The sequence below is a fragment of the Streptomyces sp. NPDC047515 genome, assembly GCF_040643055.1.
Lineage (GTDB): Bacteria > Actinomycetota > Actinomycetes > Streptomycetales > Streptomycetaceae > Streptomyces.
Window position 1 is genome coordinate 46,180 of record NZ_JBEYTM010000008.1, and the last position, 17,696, is coordinate 63,875.

The 17,696-nt window shown below is 70.3% G+C and carries 18 protein-coding genes and 3 pseudogenes; 13 read left to right on the plus strand and 8 right to left on the minus strand.

Translation table 11 applies throughout. The features are described 5' to 3' along the window. Positions 1-396 precede the first annotated feature (396 nt). The 8 genes and pseudogenes from ABZ826_RS09075 to ABZ826_RS09110 all read left to right on the plus strand — a co-directional run. A complete protein-coding gene (locus ABZ826_RS09075) occupies positions 397-738 on the plus strand; it encodes a nucleotide pyrophosphohydrolase (RefSeq protein ID WP_361444512.1) in 342 nt (113 codons plus the stop codon). Between the two features lie 218 nt (positions 739-956). Beyond that, positions 957-2,141, plus strand: a complete 1,185-nt coding sequence (locus ABZ826_RS09080) for a PP2C family protein-serine/threonine phosphatase (protein WP_361444515.1) — start codon at positions 957-959, stop codon at positions 2,139-2,141. Positions 2,142-2,334: 193 nt separating this feature from the next. Next, positions 2,335-2,484: a hypothetical protein gene (locus tag ABZ826_RS09085; protein WP_361444518.1), complete on the plus strand. Its 150-nt coding sequence runs from the start codon at positions 2,335-2,337 to the stop codon at positions 2,482-2,484. After that, positions 2,481-2,780 (plus strand): annotated as a pseudogene (locus tag ABZ826_RS09090) (hypothetical protein); the annotation flags it as partial. The gene ABZ826_RS09085 and the pseudogene ABZ826_RS09090, both read left to right, overlap by 4 nt. Then, positions 2,777-3,103, plus strand: coding sequence for a hypothetical protein (locus ABZ826_RS09095; RefSeq protein ID WP_361444521.1), 327 nt, complete (start codon positions 2,777-2,779; stop codon positions 3,101-3,103). The pseudogene ABZ826_RS09090 and the gene ABZ826_RS09095, both read left to right, overlap by 4 nt. Positions 3,104-3,273: 170 nt before the next feature. Beyond that, complete coding sequence (locus ABZ826_RS09100) at positions 3,274-3,819, plus strand: GNAT family N-acetyltransferase (protein WP_361444524.1); 546 nt, start codon at positions 3,274-3,276, stop codon at positions 3,817-3,819. 88 nt (positions 3,820-3,907) lie between these two features. Further along, on the plus strand, positions 3,908-5,173 hold the full coding sequence (gene istA / locus ABZ826_RS09105; protein WP_361444527.1) for an IS21 family transposase: 1,266 nt from the start codon (positions 3,908-3,910) through the stop codon (positions 5,171-5,173). Positions 5,174-5,436: 263 nt separating this feature from the next. Then, a pseudogene (locus ABZ826_RS09110) lies at positions 5,437-5,778 on the plus strand (transposase); the annotation flags it as partial. A gap of 120 nt (positions 5,779-5,898) precedes the next feature. On the opposite strand, the gene ABZ826_RS09115 reads toward ABZ826_RS09110, so the two are convergent. Next, a complete protein-coding gene (locus ABZ826_RS09115; protein ID WP_361444530.1) occupies positions 5,899-6,114 on the minus strand; it encodes a hypothetical protein in 216 nt (71 codons plus the stop codon). 46 nt (positions 6,115-6,160) lie between these two features. Here ABZ826_RS09115 and ABZ826_RS09120 point away from each other — a divergent pair. The 3 genes and pseudogenes from ABZ826_RS09120 to ABZ826_RS09130 form a co-directional block, all read left to right on the plus strand. Further along, positions 6,161-6,364: pseudogene (locus tag ABZ826_RS09120) on the plus strand (aspartate 1-decarboxylase); the annotation flags it as partial. Between the two features lie 30 nt (positions 6,365-6,394). Continuing rightward, a complete protein-coding gene (locus ABZ826_RS09125) occupies positions 6,395-6,757 on the plus strand; it encodes a GNAT family N-acetyltransferase (protein ID WP_361444533.1) in 363 nt (120 codons plus the stop codon). 34 nt (positions 6,758-6,791) lie between these two features. Continuing rightward, positions 6,792-7,418, plus strand: coding sequence for an aspartate/glutamate racemase family protein (locus ABZ826_RS09130; protein ID WP_361444536.1), 627 nt, complete (start codon positions 6,792-6,794; stop codon positions 7,416-7,418). Positions 7,419-7,782: 364 nt separating this feature from the next. On the opposite strand, the gene ABZ826_RS09135 is transcribed toward ABZ826_RS09130, so the two are convergent. The 3 genes from ABZ826_RS09135 to ABZ826_RS09145 all read right to left on the minus strand — a co-directional run bounded on the left by ABZ826_RS09135 (position 7,783) and on the right by ABZ826_RS09145 (position 10,257). Then, the gene (locus ABZ826_RS09135) at positions 7,783-8,226 is read right to left on the minus strand and encodes a hypothetical protein (protein WP_361444539.1); all 444 of its coding nucleotides are present in this window, start codon (positions 8,224-8,226) and stop codon (positions 7,783-7,785) included. A 2-nt stretch (positions 8,227-8,228) separates the two neighbouring features. After that, positions 8,229-8,714 (minus strand): MarR family transcriptional regulator, encoded by a 486-nt coding sequence (locus ABZ826_RS09140; RefSeq protein ID WP_361444541.1) that lies wholly within the window; start codon positions 8,712-8,714, stop codon positions 8,229-8,231. Positions 8,715-8,865: 151 nt separating this feature from the next. Then, positions 8,866-10,257: a tetratricopeptide repeat protein gene (locus ABZ826_RS09145; protein WP_361444944.1), complete on the minus strand. Its 1,392-nt coding sequence runs from the start codon at positions 10,255-10,257 to the stop codon at positions 8,866-8,868. Positions 10,258-10,660: 403 nt separating this feature from the next. Between ABZ826_RS09145 and ABZ826_RS09150 the strand changes: the two genes are divergently transcribed. Beyond that, positions 10,661-12,073: a M64 family metallopeptidase gene (locus tag ABZ826_RS09150; protein WP_361444544.1), complete on the plus strand. Its 1,413-nt coding sequence runs from the start codon at positions 10,661-10,663 to the stop codon at positions 12,071-12,073. Between the two features lie 7 nt (positions 12,074-12,080). On the opposite strand, the gene ABZ826_RS09155 is transcribed toward ABZ826_RS09150, so the two are convergent. From ABZ826_RS09155 to ABZ826_RS09170, 4 genes are all read right to left on the minus strand, one after another. After that, the gene (locus ABZ826_RS09155) at positions 12,081-12,878 is read right to left on the minus strand and encodes a family 1 encapsulin nanocompartment shell protein (protein WP_361444547.1); all 798 of its coding nucleotides are present in this window, start codon (positions 12,876-12,878) and stop codon (positions 12,081-12,083) included. Next, on the minus strand, positions 12,878-13,948 hold the full coding sequence (locus tag ABZ826_RS09160) for a Dyp-type peroxidase (RefSeq protein ID WP_361444550.1): 1,071 nt from the start codon (positions 13,946-13,948) through the stop codon (positions 12,878-12,880). The genes ABZ826_RS09155 and ABZ826_RS09160 overlap by 1 nt, the downstream gene beginning before the upstream one ends. Positions 13,949-14,280: 332 nt before the next feature. Next, entirely contained in the window at positions 14,281-15,723 is a 1,443-nt protein-coding gene (gndA, locus tag ABZ826_RS09165; protein ID WP_361444553.1) for an NADP-dependent phosphogluconate dehydrogenase, read from the minus strand. Positions 15,724-15,838: 115 nt separating this feature from the next. Then, a complete protein-coding gene (locus ABZ826_RS09170) occupies positions 15,839-16,591 on the minus strand; it encodes an NAD(P)H-dependent oxidoreductase (RefSeq protein ID WP_361444947.1) in 753 nt (250 codons plus the stop codon). Positions 16,592-16,664: 73 nt separating this feature from the next. Between ABZ826_RS09170 and ABZ826_RS09175 the strand changes: the two genes are divergently transcribed. After that, on the plus strand, positions 16,665-17,555 hold the full coding sequence (locus tag ABZ826_RS09175) for a sigma-70 family RNA polymerase sigma factor (RefSeq protein ID WP_361444556.1): 891 nt from the start codon (positions 16,665-16,667) through the stop codon (positions 17,553-17,555). The last annotated feature ends 141 nt before the right edge of the window (positions 17,556-17,696 follow it).

The following is a 17,696-nucleotide window of genomic DNA, read 5'->3' on the forward strand; positions in this document are numbered from 1 at the left end:
GGCCGGCCGCACGCGGCTCGATCGGCATGCGCGCCCAGGAGAACTCCTCGACTGGAAACCGGCCTTGCCACGCTCCTGCCACTGACGCCGCCGGCGTTCCACCGACCGTTCGCGCACTCGCAGCGCAGCAGCAATCTCCCGGTTCTTCTCCGCGCCCGCGAAGCGGCCGGAAGCCTCCAGCCGGATCTGTTTCCGCACAGCCCTCAGTCTTTGGCCGACCGCCTTGTCCAGCATCGCGAGAGCGCAGCAGTCGATGCGACTCCGGGTGTCTGCCGCCGGTCGACCGATCTCGCCGGCTGTGCCGACTGTCCAGGTAGGGGTGTGGTAGTGGTAATGATCGGTGCCCTGACCAGAGAGTCGGATCTGCATCGCGCGTGGAGTCGGGAGGGACGGCCTGTGGAACTTGGCGAGCTGAAGAGCCGGGCGATCCGGATTCATGATCTCTACGACCGGTTGAACCGTCGTGAACGCGGACGGGTCTGGACCCGCAACGAGTTCATGCTGGGCTTCATGGGAGACGTCGGCGACCTGGCCAAACTTGTCATGGCTGAGGAAGGAGCACGAGACGTCCCTGGCGGTCGAACAGCTCTGGAGCATGAGCTCGCGGACTGCCTGTGGTCGGTGTTGATCCTGGCCCATCGCCACAACGTGGATCTTGAACTTGCCTTCCGTCGGACCATGGCAGAGCTCGACGAGACGATCAATGCTCAGCTCGCCCGCTACGAGGACACGCGCTGAACCGCAGGTCCCGCCGGGGCACCGCACGGCCGCTTTCGCCCTGTACGATCACCGGCCGGATCCTCCGCCGTCCCGGCTGCGCACTCACGGAGGCGTCCCTTCTGATCGCTGTCCACGGCAGCCCGAGGCACAACCCGGCGGGCAGCGGCGGAAAGGCTGTGACGGGCGTGCGTGCTCCTGCACCTGCGGGGTTGCCGCGACGGGTGTAAGCATGGAATATGCGCGTCTGGGAGCGGTTTTCGCTCCGTCATCGCTCGCGGCAGGCCAGCTATGCCCTGCTGGTGCTTCCGCTCAGCCTGATCGTGGTCATCGTGCTGGTGGACGTAGTGTCGATCGGCTTGCCGCTGGGGCCGTCGTTGCTGATCGTGGCGCCCGCACTCACCGCGTCCTTCGCCTCGACCCGCGTCACCGGGGCGGTCGCTGCCGTTGTGGTGGTCGGCATGCTCGTCATCGGTCTGGACGCCCACCTGCTCGGCACGTTGGACTTCGACTCGCAGCTCATCGCCCTGGTGGCGGTTTCGGTGATCGTGACGGTCTTCCGCTATCTGCAGGAGCGGCATGCCCGTGAGCTGGCACTGGTACGGATGGTGTCGGAGGCCACGCAGCGGGTGGTGCTGCGGCCGCTGCCACGCAGGATCGGCCCGCTGCGGGTGGCGTCGATGTATCTGGCGGCGCAGGAGCAGGCACTGATCGGTGGTGACCTGTACGCGGCAGCCCGCACCTGCATGGGCACTCGGCTGATCATCGGCGACGTGATGGGCAAGGGCCTGACCGCGATCAGCGACGCCGCCCTGCTGCTGGGCGCCTTCCGGGAGGCCTCGCACCGCCAGGCCACGCTGTCCGACCTCGCGGCCTACCTGGATCAAAGCGTGTGCTGGAACCTGGTCGACCCCACCGAGACGGAGAAGGCCGGGGAGTGTTTCATCACCGCCGCGATCCTCGACATCCCCGACACGCTGCCGCACATCCACATGGTCACCTGCGGACACCCGCCGCCCCTGCTGCTGCGTGGCCGACGGGTCACCACGCTGCACGCCACCAACCCCGCGCCACCGCTGGGCCTGGGCGAACTGACCGCCGCCGCCTACCACGAAGACACCTTCACGCTTGAGCCCGAAGACCTGCTCCTGCTGCATACCGACGGAGTGATCGAGGCCCGGGACCCCCTGGGCGTGTTCTACCCGCTGGCCGAACGCGCCGCCTCCTGGACCGACCACAGTCCGTCCGCGCTGGCCCACCACAGCCCCTCCGCGCTGGTCCACTACCTGCGCACCGACCTGCTCGCCCATGTCGGCGGAGACCTGGCCGACGACGCCGCCATGATCGCCATCCAACGCACTTCCTCCGAAGCAATCACCAGCGCAGCCGAGCACGGCTATCCACCACGGCTCGAAGGCAGCTGATTCACACCGACCGCCGTCTCGACAGAGTCTGGGCCCAGCGCCATGAAAACGGTGGGCCAGTGACCGGGCTGAAACCCCTCCGGAACAACGGGACCAGCGCAAACGAACGGTTGCGCGGAGCCCCGATTCGGACCGGGCTGCACAGGTGCGAACGGAGAGCGCTCGTAGCGGATTACTGAGAACAGTGACACGCATGGGGACGTCGTCAGCCCACTCTCCCGAACAGTGGGGCATCCTTCTCGTCCCGCACCTGCCCACCGCCTGCACCCCTGTCCGCGCTCTGACGTGTGAGACCACCGTCTGCCTGCAGCGTGGATTCGACCCCACCCGCCACCAGATCTGACGCCGCGCCACGGCGTGCCGAAGAGGTTCAGGAACCTGCGTGCGAAGGCCGGCTCCCCAGCCGGTGCACCACAGCCTTCCCGCCCAGGTCCCGGTCAACTGCAAGGTTCGAAGAACCGCCGACCGGCCACCCGGCATGACGTCGGCCGGGTCCTTGCCACCGGCGAGACACACAGCTGCCCCGCCCATCAGAAAATGGCACCAAACCCCGGCGAGGAAGCCATGCCGACACCGGTGGCAAGCGACGTAATCTGCTCGGGGCGTGGGCTGATACGAGCTCGACGGGTGGATTCATGACACATGGCAGTAAGTCCGACAACGACGCCGGAGCATCATCGGACCAGTACATGCAAGATATCCGTGCTGACCATCAGGCCACTCGGCAAGCACTGCGCGCAGACGTCGGCGGGGCCCACATCGGACTGCTCGTGGTGATCACCGCCCTGGTCGTCCTCGCCGGTTTCTCAGACCCTTGCCGGGCCCTGACCGTTTCCGGGGGCTTCACCGCCTGGTTTGTCCTCGCGTCGGCAGTCATTCGCCTCCGCGGTGGTCGTGGCAGGCATGCCCTCCGGCGCGCCTACGTTGCCACTTTCGGCTGGGGCGACTACGTCACCCCCTGACGGGTCCGAACGACAGGCTACGAGGTCGCGCGGAAAGGTCGCGGTCGTCGGGCAGGACGGCCTTCCCACCGCTAAGTGTATTGCCCCGCAGGGTTGTTGACTCGGCAGGTCAATACACCGAAGCCTTGTCCTTCGGGCCACTCTCATGGGCGTGCGATAGGTTGCCCGCCATGACTGAACCCGGACCCGTCGCCTGGCCACCTGCCCCGATGAGGACCGAACGGCTCGTGCTCCGCGAGTCCGAGGCCCGGGACCGTGCGGCGTTCATCGAGCTGTTCGCATCGCCCGAGGTGAGCACCTACCTCGGTGGCCCTCGACCGCGTCATGAGCTCGGGCGCACGTTGCCTGAGGTGCCCGGGCGGCGCCCCGGCCTTTTCGTGGTCGATCTCGACGGAGCGGTGATCGGTACCATCGAGCTCAACCGGCGCGACGCGGAGCGTCGGAGTCATGTCCGTCCGGATGCCGGGGAGGCCGAGCTCGGCTACCTGTTCCTGCCAGAGGCATGGGGACGCGGGTACGCCGCCGAGGCGTGCGCGGCGGCGCTCGGCTGGTTCGCCGACGCGCTTCCCGGCGAGCCGGTGGCGCTCTGCACCCAGACCGCCAACGACCGCGCGATGCGCCTTGCGGCAAAGCTGGGGTTCACCGAGGTGCAACGGTTCGAGGCGTGGGGCGCGGAGCAGTGGTTCGGCGTGTGGTCCTCTCTCGGCGTCGCTTGAATCCTGACCCTCTGACGGCGGATCAAAAGTGACCCACTTGGTGATCTTCGCCTAAACCTGATCTTGATGGAAGGTCAGGAGGGAGAGGGTGATCCTCGTGGAGGACTGGGCAGAGATCCGCAGGCTGCACCGGGCTGAGCAGATGCCGATCCGGGCGATCGCACGGCATCTGGGCATCTCGAAGAACACGGTCAAGCGAGCCCTGGCCACGGACCGGCCGCCGAAGTACGAGCGCCCGTCTCAGGGGTCGGTGGTGGACGCGGTCGAAGTCCAGATCCGTGAGCTTTTGCGGGAGACTCCGACGATGCCGGCCACCGTGATCGCCGAGCGGATCGGGTGGGAACGCGGGATGACGGTCCTCAAGGACCGGGTGCGGGACCTGCGGCCTGCCTACGTGCCGGTGGATCCAGTCTCCCGGACGACGTATCGGCCCGGCGAGCTGGCGCAGTGCGACCTGTGGTTTCCCGAGGCGGACATCCCGCTCGGCTATGGCCAGAGCGGACGGCCGCCGGTGCTGGTGATGGTGTCCGGGTATTCGCGGGTGATCGCCGCGCGGATGCTGCCCTCGCGCACGACTGGTGATCTGATCGACGGGCACTGGCGGCTGCTCTTGGCCTGGGGTGCGGTGCCCAGCACGCTTGTCTGGGACAACGAGTCCGGGGTCGGCCGCGGGAAGCTCACGGCCGAGTTCGCCGCGTTCGCGGGCCTGCTCGCCACGAAGATCCACCTGTGCCGGCCCCGTGATCCAGAAGCGAAAGGGCTGGTAGAGCGGGCCAACGGCTACCTGGAGACGAGTTTCCTTCCCGGCCGCACCTTCAGTGGCCCCGGCGACTTCAATACCCAGCTGACCGCCTGGCTGACCGTGGCCAACCGGCGTGTCCACCGCACTTTGCAGACCCGCCCCGTCGAGCGGTGGGAGGCCGACCGGGCCGGAATGCTCTCCCTGCCGCCCGTCGACCCGCCCGCCTGGTGGCGGCTGCAGACCAGGATCGGCCGCGACCACTATGTCCGCGTCGACACCTGCGACTACTCCGTGCACCCCGCCGCGATCGGACGCACCGTCACCGTGCTCTGTGACAACGACGAGATCACCGTCCTCGCGCCCGGCGGCGAGATCGTCGCCCAGCACCCGCGCTGCTGGGCCCGCCACCAGGCCCTCACCGACCCCGCCCACGCCGCCGCGGGCAAGATGATGCGCGGCAAGGTGCACTACCAGCAGGCCGCCCGCGCCAAAGCCGCCCGCACGGCCCAGACCAGTCCGGGCCCGCTCATCGAGGTCGAGCAACGCGAACTGGGCACCTATGACCGGCTGTTCACGGTCATCGAAGGCGGCAAGAACAGGGAGGCCGGCTGATGCCCCGCACCACCGCCGTCCTCGACAACGCCACCAACGAGACCATCGGCTCCACGCCGGCCGCGGGCCGCAGGACCGGCTCCCAGACCGCAGCGGACCTCGCCTTCCTCGCGCGTGCGATGAAGGCTCCGGCCTTGCTGGATGCCGCTGACCGTCTCGCTGAGCGGGCCCGCAAGGAGTCCTGGACCCACGCCGAGTACCTGGTCGCCTGCCTCCAGCGCGAAGTGTCCGCCCGTGAGTCCCACGGCGGTGAAGCAATCCTGGCCCTGCGGGTTCGCCCGGCCAACCGATCGATCCGGCGAAACGCCGACGGCGTGCTGCCCGAATGCTGGCTGCTCGTCGAGTGGCCACCCGACTCCGCCGAGCCGACCGACTACTGGCTCTCCACACTGCCCGCCGACACCCCACTGCGCGAGCTGGTGCGAATCGCCAAGATCCGATGGCGAGTTGAGCACGACTACCGTGAGCTCAAGGACGGTCTCGGCCTGGACCACTTCGAGGGCCGCAACTACCTCGGCTGGCACCGCCACGTCACTCTCGCCTCCCTCGCCCAGGCCTTCTGCACCCTGCTCCGACTCGACCCAAAAGCCCCTGCGCCGGCCTGACCCTCTACGCGGTACTCCGCGAACTCCAGGCCCTCCTGGCCACCTGGACCGGCGCCTGCTCGATATGCGGCCAACCCGCACCAACCCCCGAACCCCACCACAGAACCTAACAAAGCCCTACTAGGCCATCACGTGTTCGGCCAGAGCCCGGGGCAGCAGCTTGTCGGGGCGGGGGAAGTCGTCGGGGTAGAACGTCGCGTTCGCCGGGAGGCTCTGGTCCCAGCCGTGGCGGCGCACGGCGTGGAAGAAAGCATTGAGCGAGCCGATGTCCCGGCCGCGGGAATGCGTTGAGCGCGAATCGAGGGCCAGGTCGGCGAGGTAGCGTTCCAACACCATCCGGACCACGAGGGCCCCCGGTGTGCGCGCAGGGCGGGATCAGGGCGGCGCCGCCGCCCACCTCGTCCACCCCGGTGACCTGGTCATCCTGATCAGCTACGCCCAGGTCGACGACGTCGAGGCCCGCCGGATGACTCCGCGCGTCGTGCACGTCGACGCCGGCAACCGTATTGTCGGGCTCGGCGCCGACGCCTCCGTGCCCGGCACCGCCACCGAACGGAGCCCGCACGCCGTCGCCTCGGCGCGCTGACCCGGCTCGACCGCTGAGGGAGCACCCGCCATGGCCGAACAGACGGACCGGATCGGACTCGACATCCGCGACGACCGCGCGAGCGGAAACCTGCTCGCCTACGAGAGCGGCAAGGCCGTCGGAGTCATCGCGTACTTCGTGATGGACGGCCGGCCGGCCGCGCTGGTCGCCGTGCACACCGTCGTCGAACCCGGCCACGAGGGCAAGGGCATCGCGGGTGCCCTCGTCCAGGAGTTCTACGCCATGGCGGGACGCGAGGGCGTGCCCGTCGTCCCGCTCTGTCCGTACGCCGCGAAGTGGGCGGAGCGCCACCCCGACAGGGCTCCCGAGGCGCCGGCGGAACTGGTGGAGCAGGCGAAGAGGCAGCTCATGGCCCGACCCGAGCTGCACTGAATCGCGGCGGCCGGGGGGCTGTACCGTTCGGACGGTGACACTCGCGCTGCTGCACACCTCCCCGGTCCACGTTCCCGTCTTCGACGCGCTCCGGGACGCGGACCATCCTGGACTGGTCCTGCGCCATCTCGTGGACGAGGGTCTGCTGCTCCGGGCCAGGGAATCGGGCCCCGAAGCGGTGTCGGGCGAGATCCGGGCGCTGCTCGCGGGCGTTGTCGGCGAGGGGGCCTGCGCCGTGCTCTGCACGTGTTCGACGATCGGCGCGGTCGCGGAATCGGCATCGGCGGCGATCGGCGTCCCCGTGCTGCGTGTCGACCGTCCGATGGCGGCCGATGCCGCGCGACGGGGGCGCGTGGTGGTTCTCGCCGCGATCACCGGCACTCTGACGCCGACGCTCGCGCTGCTGGCAGAGGAGGCGGGGGAGCGGTCCGTCGAGGTCCGTACCGTTGTGGTCGACGGGGCCTGGGCGTGCTTCGAGGCCGGTGACCGCGACGGCTATCTGGACCTGATCGCGGCCGCGGCCGACGCGGTGACGGAGGCCGATGTGATCGTGCTGGCCCAGGCATCGATGGCCGACGCGGTTTCCCGGACGGCCACCCGGATCCCGGTGCTCTCCAGCCCCCGGCCGGGCCTCTCCGCTGCGGTCGCTGCGGCGCGCTGATCCTCCGGACGGGGCGCGGGAGGAGCCGGGCGGAGCATCCCGAACCCGTACGCATGGACTCACCGGGCGCGGGCAGCCGCTCCGGGAGACGGTGGAAGGAGATCCACCCCGAACCGCTCGGAGGCCTCCGATGTCCGATCCGTACCCCGACCCCGTACCCCCGGCTCCCACTCCCGGACCGATGCCCGGGCCGCCGTCACCGCTTCCGGAGCCGCCGCCACCGCCGCCCGGACCCGTTCCGCCCGGCCCCTCGCCGGATCCGATTCCGCAGCCGCCCACGCCGGAACCGCAGCCGTCACCCCAGCCGGCCGGATGACCGTGCCCGGGTGTGTTCAACGGGCCCGGCGCGCGCCGGCGGCGCGTCTCAGATTCCTGCCAGGACTGCGTTCGCCCGCGCGGTGACCTCGGTGAGCACGCGGCCGGCCGCTGCCAGGTCCGCGGTCGGCAGATCCCCGTACAGCCGGGCCGTGATCTCGGCGATTCCGGCCCTGTGCGCCTCCTGCCGCTCACGACCCGCGGCCGTGAGCGCGATACGCGCAGTGTCGCCCGGGACCTCTTCCACCAGTCCTGCGGCGGCCAGTTCGGCCAGCACCGTTTCGGCGACTTCCGCGTCGATCTTCAGCGTGCCGGTCATACGGTCGACGAGCCCGGCGCGCTCTTTCGCCGCGCCGTGGTCCGCGGTGGCGTTCAGCGCCACCGACTGGTGGAACGTGGTTCCGGTGGTGGCCAGCAGTCGTTCGAGTACGGCCCGGGTGGCGTAGTGGGCCTGTCCTATGATTTGGCCGTTGACGCTCGGTGTGGCAGACATGACTACTCCTTGGTCTCGTTGGTCGATGGACTTGGAACTGAGGGAATCGGAACGTCGAGAAGAGCTGTCACGGTGCGGATGAACGCCTCGGTGTCCGCACCGTCCAGTCCCCCCAGCGGGGCCAGTTGCTGATCGAGCAGCTCGCGCACCACATCGACCGCGCGGAGCGTGACCGTGCGCCCCGCATCGGTCAGCGAGAGCTGGACCGCCCTGGTGTCGCTGGGGTCGGTCGTGCGCTCGATGAGGCCGGCGGCCTCCAGGGCACGGGCGAGCTTCGACACGTAGAGCGGTTCGAGGCCGGTGTGGTCCGCGAGCCGGCGCTGACTGGGCCGAAGCCCCGACTGCCGCATGTCGAGCAGGGATCCCAGCAGGGAGTACTGCGCATGTGTGAGGCCGAGCGGCCCGAGCGCCCGGTCGACGGCCACCCGCCACTTCATGGACAGACGCCAGACCAGGAAGCCAGGGGTCGGTCCCTCAGATGTGCGCATGAGCATTAAAGTACATGGCTACTATGTACATGGCTATTAAGTTACGGTCCGTTGCCTCGTATCGCCGTCGAGACCGTGGGGCTTTTCCAGGGGCCCGTACCGGCCGTCCGGCCGGACGTGGCCCCTTGCCTCCGGCGCGAGCACCGTCCGTTCACCCGGGCAGTCGGGGCGTTCCCGGTGCGGGGGCGTGATGGGCCGACGGTCCGGCCCCGTCGGACGGAACCCGGGCCGTGGGCGGCCGTACCGGCGCCGGTCCCAGTGTGGTGCTGCCGGGTGAGGCGCGGTGCCCGAGTCCAGTCCGGTACGCGTCCATCGCCGCTTCGGTACGGCCGAGGCGGCGCAACAGATCTCCCAGAAGTCGGCAGATGTCCGCGAGATCGCCCGCCGCGCCCGCCCGCTCCAGCAGGGCCAGCGCCGTGACGTAGTGTTCCTCGGCGGCTTCGAGATCGCCCTGATCCTCGTGGACGAGGCCGAGCAGCCGGTGTGCGCCACCGGCGTGGACCGATCCCCGTTCGGGATGAAGTTCGCCCAGGAGCCGGTGCAGCAGTTCGCGGGCCTCGGCCGTCCTGCCGCTTCGGCGCAGTACGTCGGCCAGCTCCACCTCGACCTGTGCTGTGTACAGGGCGGCCCGCTTCGACGCCAGCATGTCGCGGGCGGCGCGCAGTTCGGTCTCGGCGCCGGACAGGTCGCCGTCCTGCGCGCGTACGTAACCGCGCATCCAGTGGCAGTGCGCCATCTCCGTACGGATCTGGAGCTGCTGGTAGATCTCGGCCGCCTTCGCGAGGGAGGCGTCCGCCTCCGTGATGCGGCCCGCCGCGATGAGTGTGCGGGCGACGCTTCGGTGCAGTCCGGCGACCAGTTCGGGATCGGACACCTGTGGCGCCAGGGCCAGCGCGAGCTCACCCGCCTGCGCGGCGCGGGCGTGGGCGCCCATGTCCATGTAGGGGGCGATCGCGGCCGTGTACAGCAGGAGGAGCGCGCCCGGATCCTGCAGTCCGGAGGAGTTCAGCTCGTCGATGGCGCTCTCCAGCAGGTAGCAGGCGTAACGGAGTTCGCCCGCCAGGAGGTGGGCGACTGCCCGGCCGCGGACGGCAGGGGCGCGCCGGGGGAGCGGTGCGTCGGAGAGAAGTCGCTCCGCGGCCTCGAAGTGCTCGCGGGCCACGGGCAGATCGCCCGTCTCCAGAGCGCACTGGCCGAGCCCGAGGAGGGCCGTGGCGTGTTCCTCGTCGAGGCCGTACCTCTCGGCCTCGACGAGCAGCCGGGAGTAGACGGCGGCGGCGTCCTCGGCGGCGCCGGTGGCCAGCGTCCGCTGGGCCTCCACGAGTCTCAGCCGCAGATCGGTGGCGAGATGGGCGGGGCGGCCCGTCGCCAGCTCCTCGTACGTCACGCCGAGCCGATCCGCGAGATGGCGCACGGCTGCTTCCGACGGGCGCACCCGGCCTGCCTCCAGAGTGGAGACGTAGGCCGCGGTGTATGCGGGCTGGGCGAGCTGACGTTGAGTCAATCCACGTTCGGAGCGCAGTCGTTGTACGCGTCGCCCGATGGCTCCAGGATCGCCGTCGGGTCCGTGCGGGGAGCCCGGCGAGGGCGTGCCGTCCGGCCCCTGTGCGCTGTCCCGTCCGCGGGGGGTGGCCGGTCCGTGCGCGCTCCGTCCGTGCGGGGAGTCCGGGGTGCGGGCGTCGTGCGGCCCGTCTCCGGGGAAGGCGCCGGTTCCTCGTCCTGCTGTGCGCTTCTCGTTCATCGCGCCCCGCCCTTCCGCCTCGCCCGGCCTCGAAATGTGGCCCATGCATCGTAAATGCCCGGTTGGGTGCCTCAACCGCCAGACGTCCTGGTCTTGTTGGGAACGCCGCACGCTTCTATGTTAAGCGTCACCTTAAGTCGACTTAACTCATGGGTTAAGTGGCGACGGACAGTCAGAAGTGCCCCAGGACCTGAAGGAGTTGTCCATGCGCATACGCCCCCACGCGCGCCGAACAGCGGGAACGGTGGCGGGATTCGTTCTCGTCGGTCTCCTGGCGGCGGCCGCCGCACCCGCCTCCGCGTCGGCCTCCGTCGAGGACCGCGACGGCGGCCGACGCGTCCAAGCCGAGTACTTTCCCGACCCCGGCGGCCCTGGCAGGACCGTGGAGGTCCCCGCGACCACCTCCGCTCAGCGGGGCGGCGGCACCCCCGCCCCGCTGAGTGCTGCCGGGACCGCCGTCGACGGCACGGTGGGCCGACAGGTCGTGACCGGCCCCACCGACGACCGACTGGACGTCGTGGTCATCGGGGACGGCTACACGGTGGACCAGCAGGACGACTTCCACGCGGACGCCGTCGCCAAATGGGCCGACATCACCGCCCTGGAGCCGTACAAGAGCTACCAGGGCCTGTTCAATGTCTGGACCGTCGACGCCGTCTCCCGTGAATCCGGCATCAGTGGCGATCCCGGAGCGGACACCGTCCGGGACACCGCGCTCGGCAGCTACTTCTGGTGCGCGGACACCGAGCGGCTGATCTGCACCGACATCGACAAGGTGGCCGCGTACGCCGCGAAGGCCCCGGCGGCCGACCTCGTGGTGGTGATCGCCAACTCCACCAAGTACGGAGGCGCGGGATACTCCGGACTGGAGGCCGACGGGTACCCCTTCAACGGGGTCTCCACGCTCTCCTCCGACCACGCCTCGTCGAGCCTGATCGCCGCGCATGAGATCGGGCACTCGGTGGGTCTGCTCGACGACGAGTACACGTACGACGCGTACGGCACCTGGACCGGAGGCGAGCCCGGCGGAATCAACTCCACCACGTACACGCCGGCGCAGCTCACCGAGAAGCGCGCCAAGTGGTACCGCTGGCTGGGACGGAGCGACCCGGCCGGCGGCACGGTGGGCACGTACGAGGGAAGCGCCTACTACCCGTTCGGCATCTACCGGCCGACCGCCTCATCGATCATGCGCGAGCTGAGCAACACCGAGTTCAACCTGCCCGGACGCGAGGCGATGATCGCGGGGTTCTACCGCGCGGGCAACGCGCTGAGCAGCACCGTCGACACGGAGGCCGCCGTGGGTCAGGGCCGCCGTATCACGGTGGCCCTCGCGGGCCTGGGGTCTGTCGGCACCAAGCCCCCCACGCACCGGCCCGGCGCCGCCGCCGGTCTCGCCAGGACCGATCTGCGCTGGTACGTCGACGGCGTCGAAAGGGTCTTCGCCCGGGGGCGTACCTCCGTCACCCCGGCCTCGCTCGGTGTCCGTGCGGACGGCCGCGACCACAAGGTGACCGCCGAGGCCGTCGACCGCACCGACGCCATCCGCGACCCCGCGGTCCGGGCCCTGGCCACCGAGACCCTCACCTGGCGCGTCGGAGCGACCGGGCACCGGTAGCAGGTCCTCAGGCGATGATCGGGACGACGGCCTCGGGGGTCAGCATCCGGAAGGTGAACGCCTGATGGAAGTAGAGCCGGATGCTGGTCGCGTCGTGGTCCAGATAGCCGATCGACAGATCCTGGCCCAGACGCAGCTCGAAGTCGCCGCCACGGGTGGACAGCAGCACGCCGCCCGTGACGGCGGGGGCCCACAGGATCTGGTCGTCGAGCAGCCGGGTCAGATGCGTGGCTACCGGGTAGCCGTGGTCCGAGGTCTCGGTCGCCTCGGTGAAGGCGTCCGCACCGAGCAACAGCCGGTAAGGCCCGTCGACACCGGCCAGCCGCAGCCGGGTCAGCGCCTGGCTCACGGCGGCCGGATAGTCGCGGGCGTCGGCCGGCAACGGCAGCGGTGCGTGCGAGGAGCCGTCCCGCAGCCCGGTGATGCCCGCCGACGCGTACCCGTCGATGATCGCCATGTCCTCGGCGAACGCGCAGGTGCGGGCCGCGTCCTTGACGGGCTGCCAGTCGCTGTCGGCGGAACCGCGCTCGACGTCGTCCACGGCCGACCGGGTCACGGTGAACGGCACCCGCCAGTCGATGACGGGCATCGAGGTACGGGCCCTGGCGAGCACATCCGGCGTGGGCGGATCGATGTCCCGCAGATGACCGTCGCCGACGGCCGCCAGCTCGGGGCCGTCGGGACCGGTGACATCGACGACACGGCGGCCCGCCAGATGACGGCTGAAGGTGCGCCGGGCCTCCTCTTCGATCTGGTCCCAGGCGGATTCCGTGACAGGGGCGAGCTCGCGGTGGAGGTTGTTCATCACTGGGCGCTTCCTTGCAGGCTGCCGATGCGCAGCGAACCGTCGTCCGAACGGACCAGGACCGGGGTCCGTGCCACCGGCGCCGACGCCGGCTCAGGCAGGGTCTCGGCGGCGGTCACCGCGGGCGACGGCGGCGGGGCGTCGAAGAAGTCGGCGCCGGGGACATAGAAGAGCGTGCCGGTGACCGCTGTCGAGAAGTCGAGGATGCGGTCGTACGTGCCGGGCGGATTGCCGAGGAACATGTTGCGGAGCATCTGTTCGGTCACGCCCGGGTCGGCGGCGTAGCCGATGAAGTAGGTGCCGAACTCGCCCTGTTCGAAGCTGCCGAACGGCATGTTGGCCCGCAGGATCTCGCGTTCCGTGCCGTCGGGGTCGGTAATGGTGTTGAGGGCGACATGCGAGTCGGCGGGCTTGACGTCGTCGGAGAGCTCGATGTCGGTGAACTTCGTACGGCCGATGACGCGTTCCTGCGCCTCGGTGCTCAGCGCGTTCCAGGAAGCGAGATCATGCAGGTACTTCTGCACGATGACGTAACTGCCGCCCGCGAACTGCGGATCCTCCGCGCCGATCAGGGCCGCCGACCGCGCGTCCGTCCCCACGGGGTTCTCGGTGCCGTCGACGAAGCCGAGCAGATCCCGGTGGTCGAAGTAGCGGAACCCCTGCGTCTCGTCGACGACCTTCACCGACCCGCCGAGCCGGTCGAGGAGCTGGGACGCCCACTCGTAGCACACGTCCATCCGCTCGGCCCGGATGTGGAACAGCAGGTCCCCCGGGGTCGCCGGAGCATGGTGGCGGGCGCCGCGCAGTTCCTGGAACGGGTGGAGCCCCGTGGGCCGGGGGCCCGCGAACAGTCGGTCCCAGGCGTGGGAGCCGAAGCCGGTCACGGAGACCAGTTCGGTGACCGGGAACCGGAATCCGATGGAGCGGGCGATCGCCGGAAGGTCCGGCAGCGCCTCGCGCACGACGGCCTCGCCACCGGGCTCGATCGTGGCGACCAGGATCAGGGCCGCACTGGTCAGCGGCGTGACGACGGGCTGCGCCGTGACCGGATCCGGCGTGGCGTCGGGCATACGGGGGCTCCATGGGGCGTCAGCGGTACGGAACGACAACGGCTCGCGGTGCGGGGGGCGACAACAGGCCCCGTTGCCACTTACGCACACGCACGGCAACGCCGCACTCCGGTGCACCCGACCGGGCGACCGCCCGGGGACCGGCGTCCCGCGCCCGGGTGTCGAGGGGCATGAAGAACAACACCGGCGTCGGGGAAGGGCGCGGGCATGACGCCGCGCGCCCTCTCCCGTCGACCGGACAGCTCATGCCCCGACCGGTGCACGGGGCAGGGGCCCGGAGGGCCGTCGCCCGCCGCGGCGCAGCCGGCGGGCGCGCCCCGGTGCCCTGTGCCTCAGCCCGCCCCGACCTCGGAGCGGTCGCCGCCCCAGAGCGTGTGGAAGGAGCCCTCGCGGTCGGTGCGCCGATACGTGTGCGCGCCGAAGAAGTCGCGCTGCCCCTGGGTGAGCGCCGCGGGCAGCCGGTCCGCGCGCAGTCCGTCGTAGTACGAGAGCGCGGCCGCGAAACCGGGTGTCGGCACCCCCTGCCGCACCGCCTCGGTGACCACTGTCCGCCAGTCGTCCTGCGCCGCGCCGATCTCCGCCGCGAACTGCTCGTCGGAGAGCAGGCTGAGCAGGTCGGGGCGGGCGTCGTAGGCCGCGCGGATCCGGTCCAGGAACGCTGCCCGGATGATACACCCGGCCCGCCAGATCGCCGCCACTGCGCCGAGGTCGATGTTCCAGTCGTACGCTTCGCTGCCCACCCGGATCTGATGGAACCCCTGGGTGTACGAGACGATCTTGGATGCGTACAGCGCCTGCTCCACCCGGTCGGCGAAGGCGGCGGCCTCGGCCTCGCCGAGCGCCGTGGCCGACGGGCCCGCCAGGCCTTTCGCCGCCTCGCGCAGATCCGCGTGGCCGGACAGCGAGCGGGCGAAGACGGCCTCCGCGATACCGGAGACGGGCACTCCCAGATCCAGCGCGATCTGCACCGTCCAACGGCCCGTGCCCTTCTGCTCCGCCCGGTCCTGCACGACGTCGACGAAGGGCTTCCCCGTGGCCGCGTCGGTATGGGCCAGGACCTCCGCCGTGATCTCGATCAGATACGAGTCGAGGCGGCCGGTGTTCCAGCTGCGGAAGGTCTCGGCGATCTTCGCGGGGGAGTACCCGGCGACGGTGCGCAGCAGGTCGTAGGCCTCCGCGATCAGTTGCATGTCCGCGTACTCGATGCCGTTGTGGACCATCTTCACGAAGTGCCCGGCCCCGTCGGGACCGATATGGGTGGTGCACGGGGTGCCGTCCTTCGCCTTGGCGGCGATCTTCTCCAGCAGCGGCCCCAGCGATGCGTACGACTCGGCCGAGCCGCCCGGCATGATGCTCGGCCCGTTCAGCGCGCCCTCCTCACCGCCCGAGATGCCGACGCCCACGAAATGGATGCCGTGCTCGCGCAGCTGCTTCTCGCGGCGGCGGGTGTCCTCGAAGTGCGCGTTGCCACCGTCGATGATGACGTCGCCCTCCTCCAGGAGCGGGGCGAACTCCTGGATCACGGCGTCCGTCGGATCACCCGCCTTGACCATGATGACCAGCCGGCGCGGACGTTCCAGCCCCGCTACGAACTCCTCCGGTGCACGCGCGGCCACGAAGGAGCCCTCGTCGCCGAACTCCTCGACCAGAGCGTCCGTCTTCGCTGTCGTCCGGTTGTGCACGGCGACCGTGAAGCCGTTGCGCGCGAAGTTCCGGGCGAGATTGCGGCCCATGACCGCGAGGCCTGTGACGCCGATCTGCGCAGTGCCGCTCATCTGTCTGCTCTGCAATCTGTGTCGGGAATGCCGGGTTCTCCAGTATGGATACGGGGCCCGGTGACGGCCTGCTCGGTATGGGCCGTACGGACGCAAGCGGTCCGGCCGGGCCGCATCAGTCCGGAGCCCCGAGCGGGGTTGCCACCATCGGCGCGGTCCCACCGACCGCGGGAATCGGCGACCGGGGCGCGGCCGTGGCCAGAGCGGTCACCTCGGCCCGCGCCGCGGCCAGCGAACTCGCTGCCATCGGCCGGAAACGGGCCAGGTGCGGGACGAGCCCGGCCATGGTCATCTCGACGCCGACGAAGCTCAGGTCCTCGTCCGCCACGCCCTGCCCGCCGAAGTACGTCCGAAGGTAGGGCGTTTGGAAGTCCCATGCCTCGCGTGGGGTGCCAGGACCGTAGGAACCGCCCTGCGTGGTGATCACCACGACCCGCGTACCCCGCAGCAGGCTCTCCCCGGTGTCCGGGTCGGTGAGAGCCCCGGGAAAGCCCACTCGGTCGATCCACGCCTTCAGTGAGGCGGCCACCGAGTAGTTGTACATCGGGGCACCGATCAGCACGGTGTCGGCCGCCAGCAGTTCGCAGACGAGCGGGCGGGTCAGTGCCCACTCCCGTTTCTCGGCCGGGCTCTCCACCAGAGCGTCCACTTCGGCCGGCGGGACGAGGCCGTGTCGCTCCACGCGCCGACCGAGCGAGCAGTAGGCGGTGCCCAGCGGCGGCACCGGGTCGGCGGCCAGATCCCGGTACCGGTAGCCGGCCGTGCCGTGCGCGGCACGCCAGGTCTCCGCGAACAGCGAGGTCAGCTGTCTGCTGAGGGATTCGCCGGAAAGATTGGCACTGGAATCCAGGTGCAGCAGGGACGTCATCGCTTCTCCAGTCACTTCGGCTACGTTGCGTTCGTCAAGAGAGCTGACGGGGCGGGACGGAGAAAGGTGACCGGTGGACGAGCGCGACGGGCTGGCGGAACGTTTCGAGGCGCAGCGCGGCAGACTGCGTGCAGTCGCCTACCGGATGCTCGGATCGTTGGACGAGGCCGATGACGCCGTGCAGGAGGCATGGCTCCGGCTCGGCCGGATCGACGCCGGCGAAGTGGACAATCTGGCCGGCTGGCTCCGGACCGTGGTGACCCGTATCTGCCTGGACATGCTGCGTTCCCGCAGCTCGCGGCGGGAGGACCTGACCGCGCAGGAAACGCTCGACCACATCGCGAACCCCGCGCGGGCGAACCCCCGGGAAGATCCGGAGGACGAGGCATTGCTGACCGACTCGGTGAGCCGGGCCCTGCTCGTCGTGCTGGACGCACTGGGCCCCGCCGAACGGGTCGCGTTCGTGCTCCATGACATGTACGCCGTGCCGTTCGACCAGATCGCGCCGATCGTGGAGCGCACGCCGGTCGCCACGAAGAAGCTCGCCAGCCGTGCGCGCCACAAGGTGCAGGGCAGGCCGGTGGTCCCGGCGGCAGAGCTCGCCCGGAACCGACAGGTCGTCTCCGCGTTCCTCACCGCCGCGCGGGCCGGTGACCTCGGCGCGATCCTCGCCGTGCTGGCCCCCGACGTGGTGCGCCGCGCCGATCCCGCCGCCCTGCCGCCGGGCGGAGCGACCGTGGTCCGCGGCGCGCGGCCCGTGGCGGAGGGCACCGCCGCACTGGCCCGGAGGTCCCGGCTCGCGGAACTCGCCCTGGTCGACGGTGCGGTGGGTGTCGTCGTGGCCCCGCGCGGACGGCTGTTGTTCGCGCTCACCTTCACCGTCGAGAACGACAGCATCGCCGCGTACGAGGTCATCGCCGACCCGGCGCGCCTCCGACGGCTCAGCCTCGCCGTCCTCGACTGACGGGCGACAGCGCAGACCGCCGGCTGCCACCGCCCCCGGCGGACTCTCACCGGGATTCGGCTCCGGGATCCCGGGGTCGGCTTCGGGGTGGTCAATGACTTCGATCACTGGTCAGGAGAGCGTGGCCGGGGCGTTCCGGCC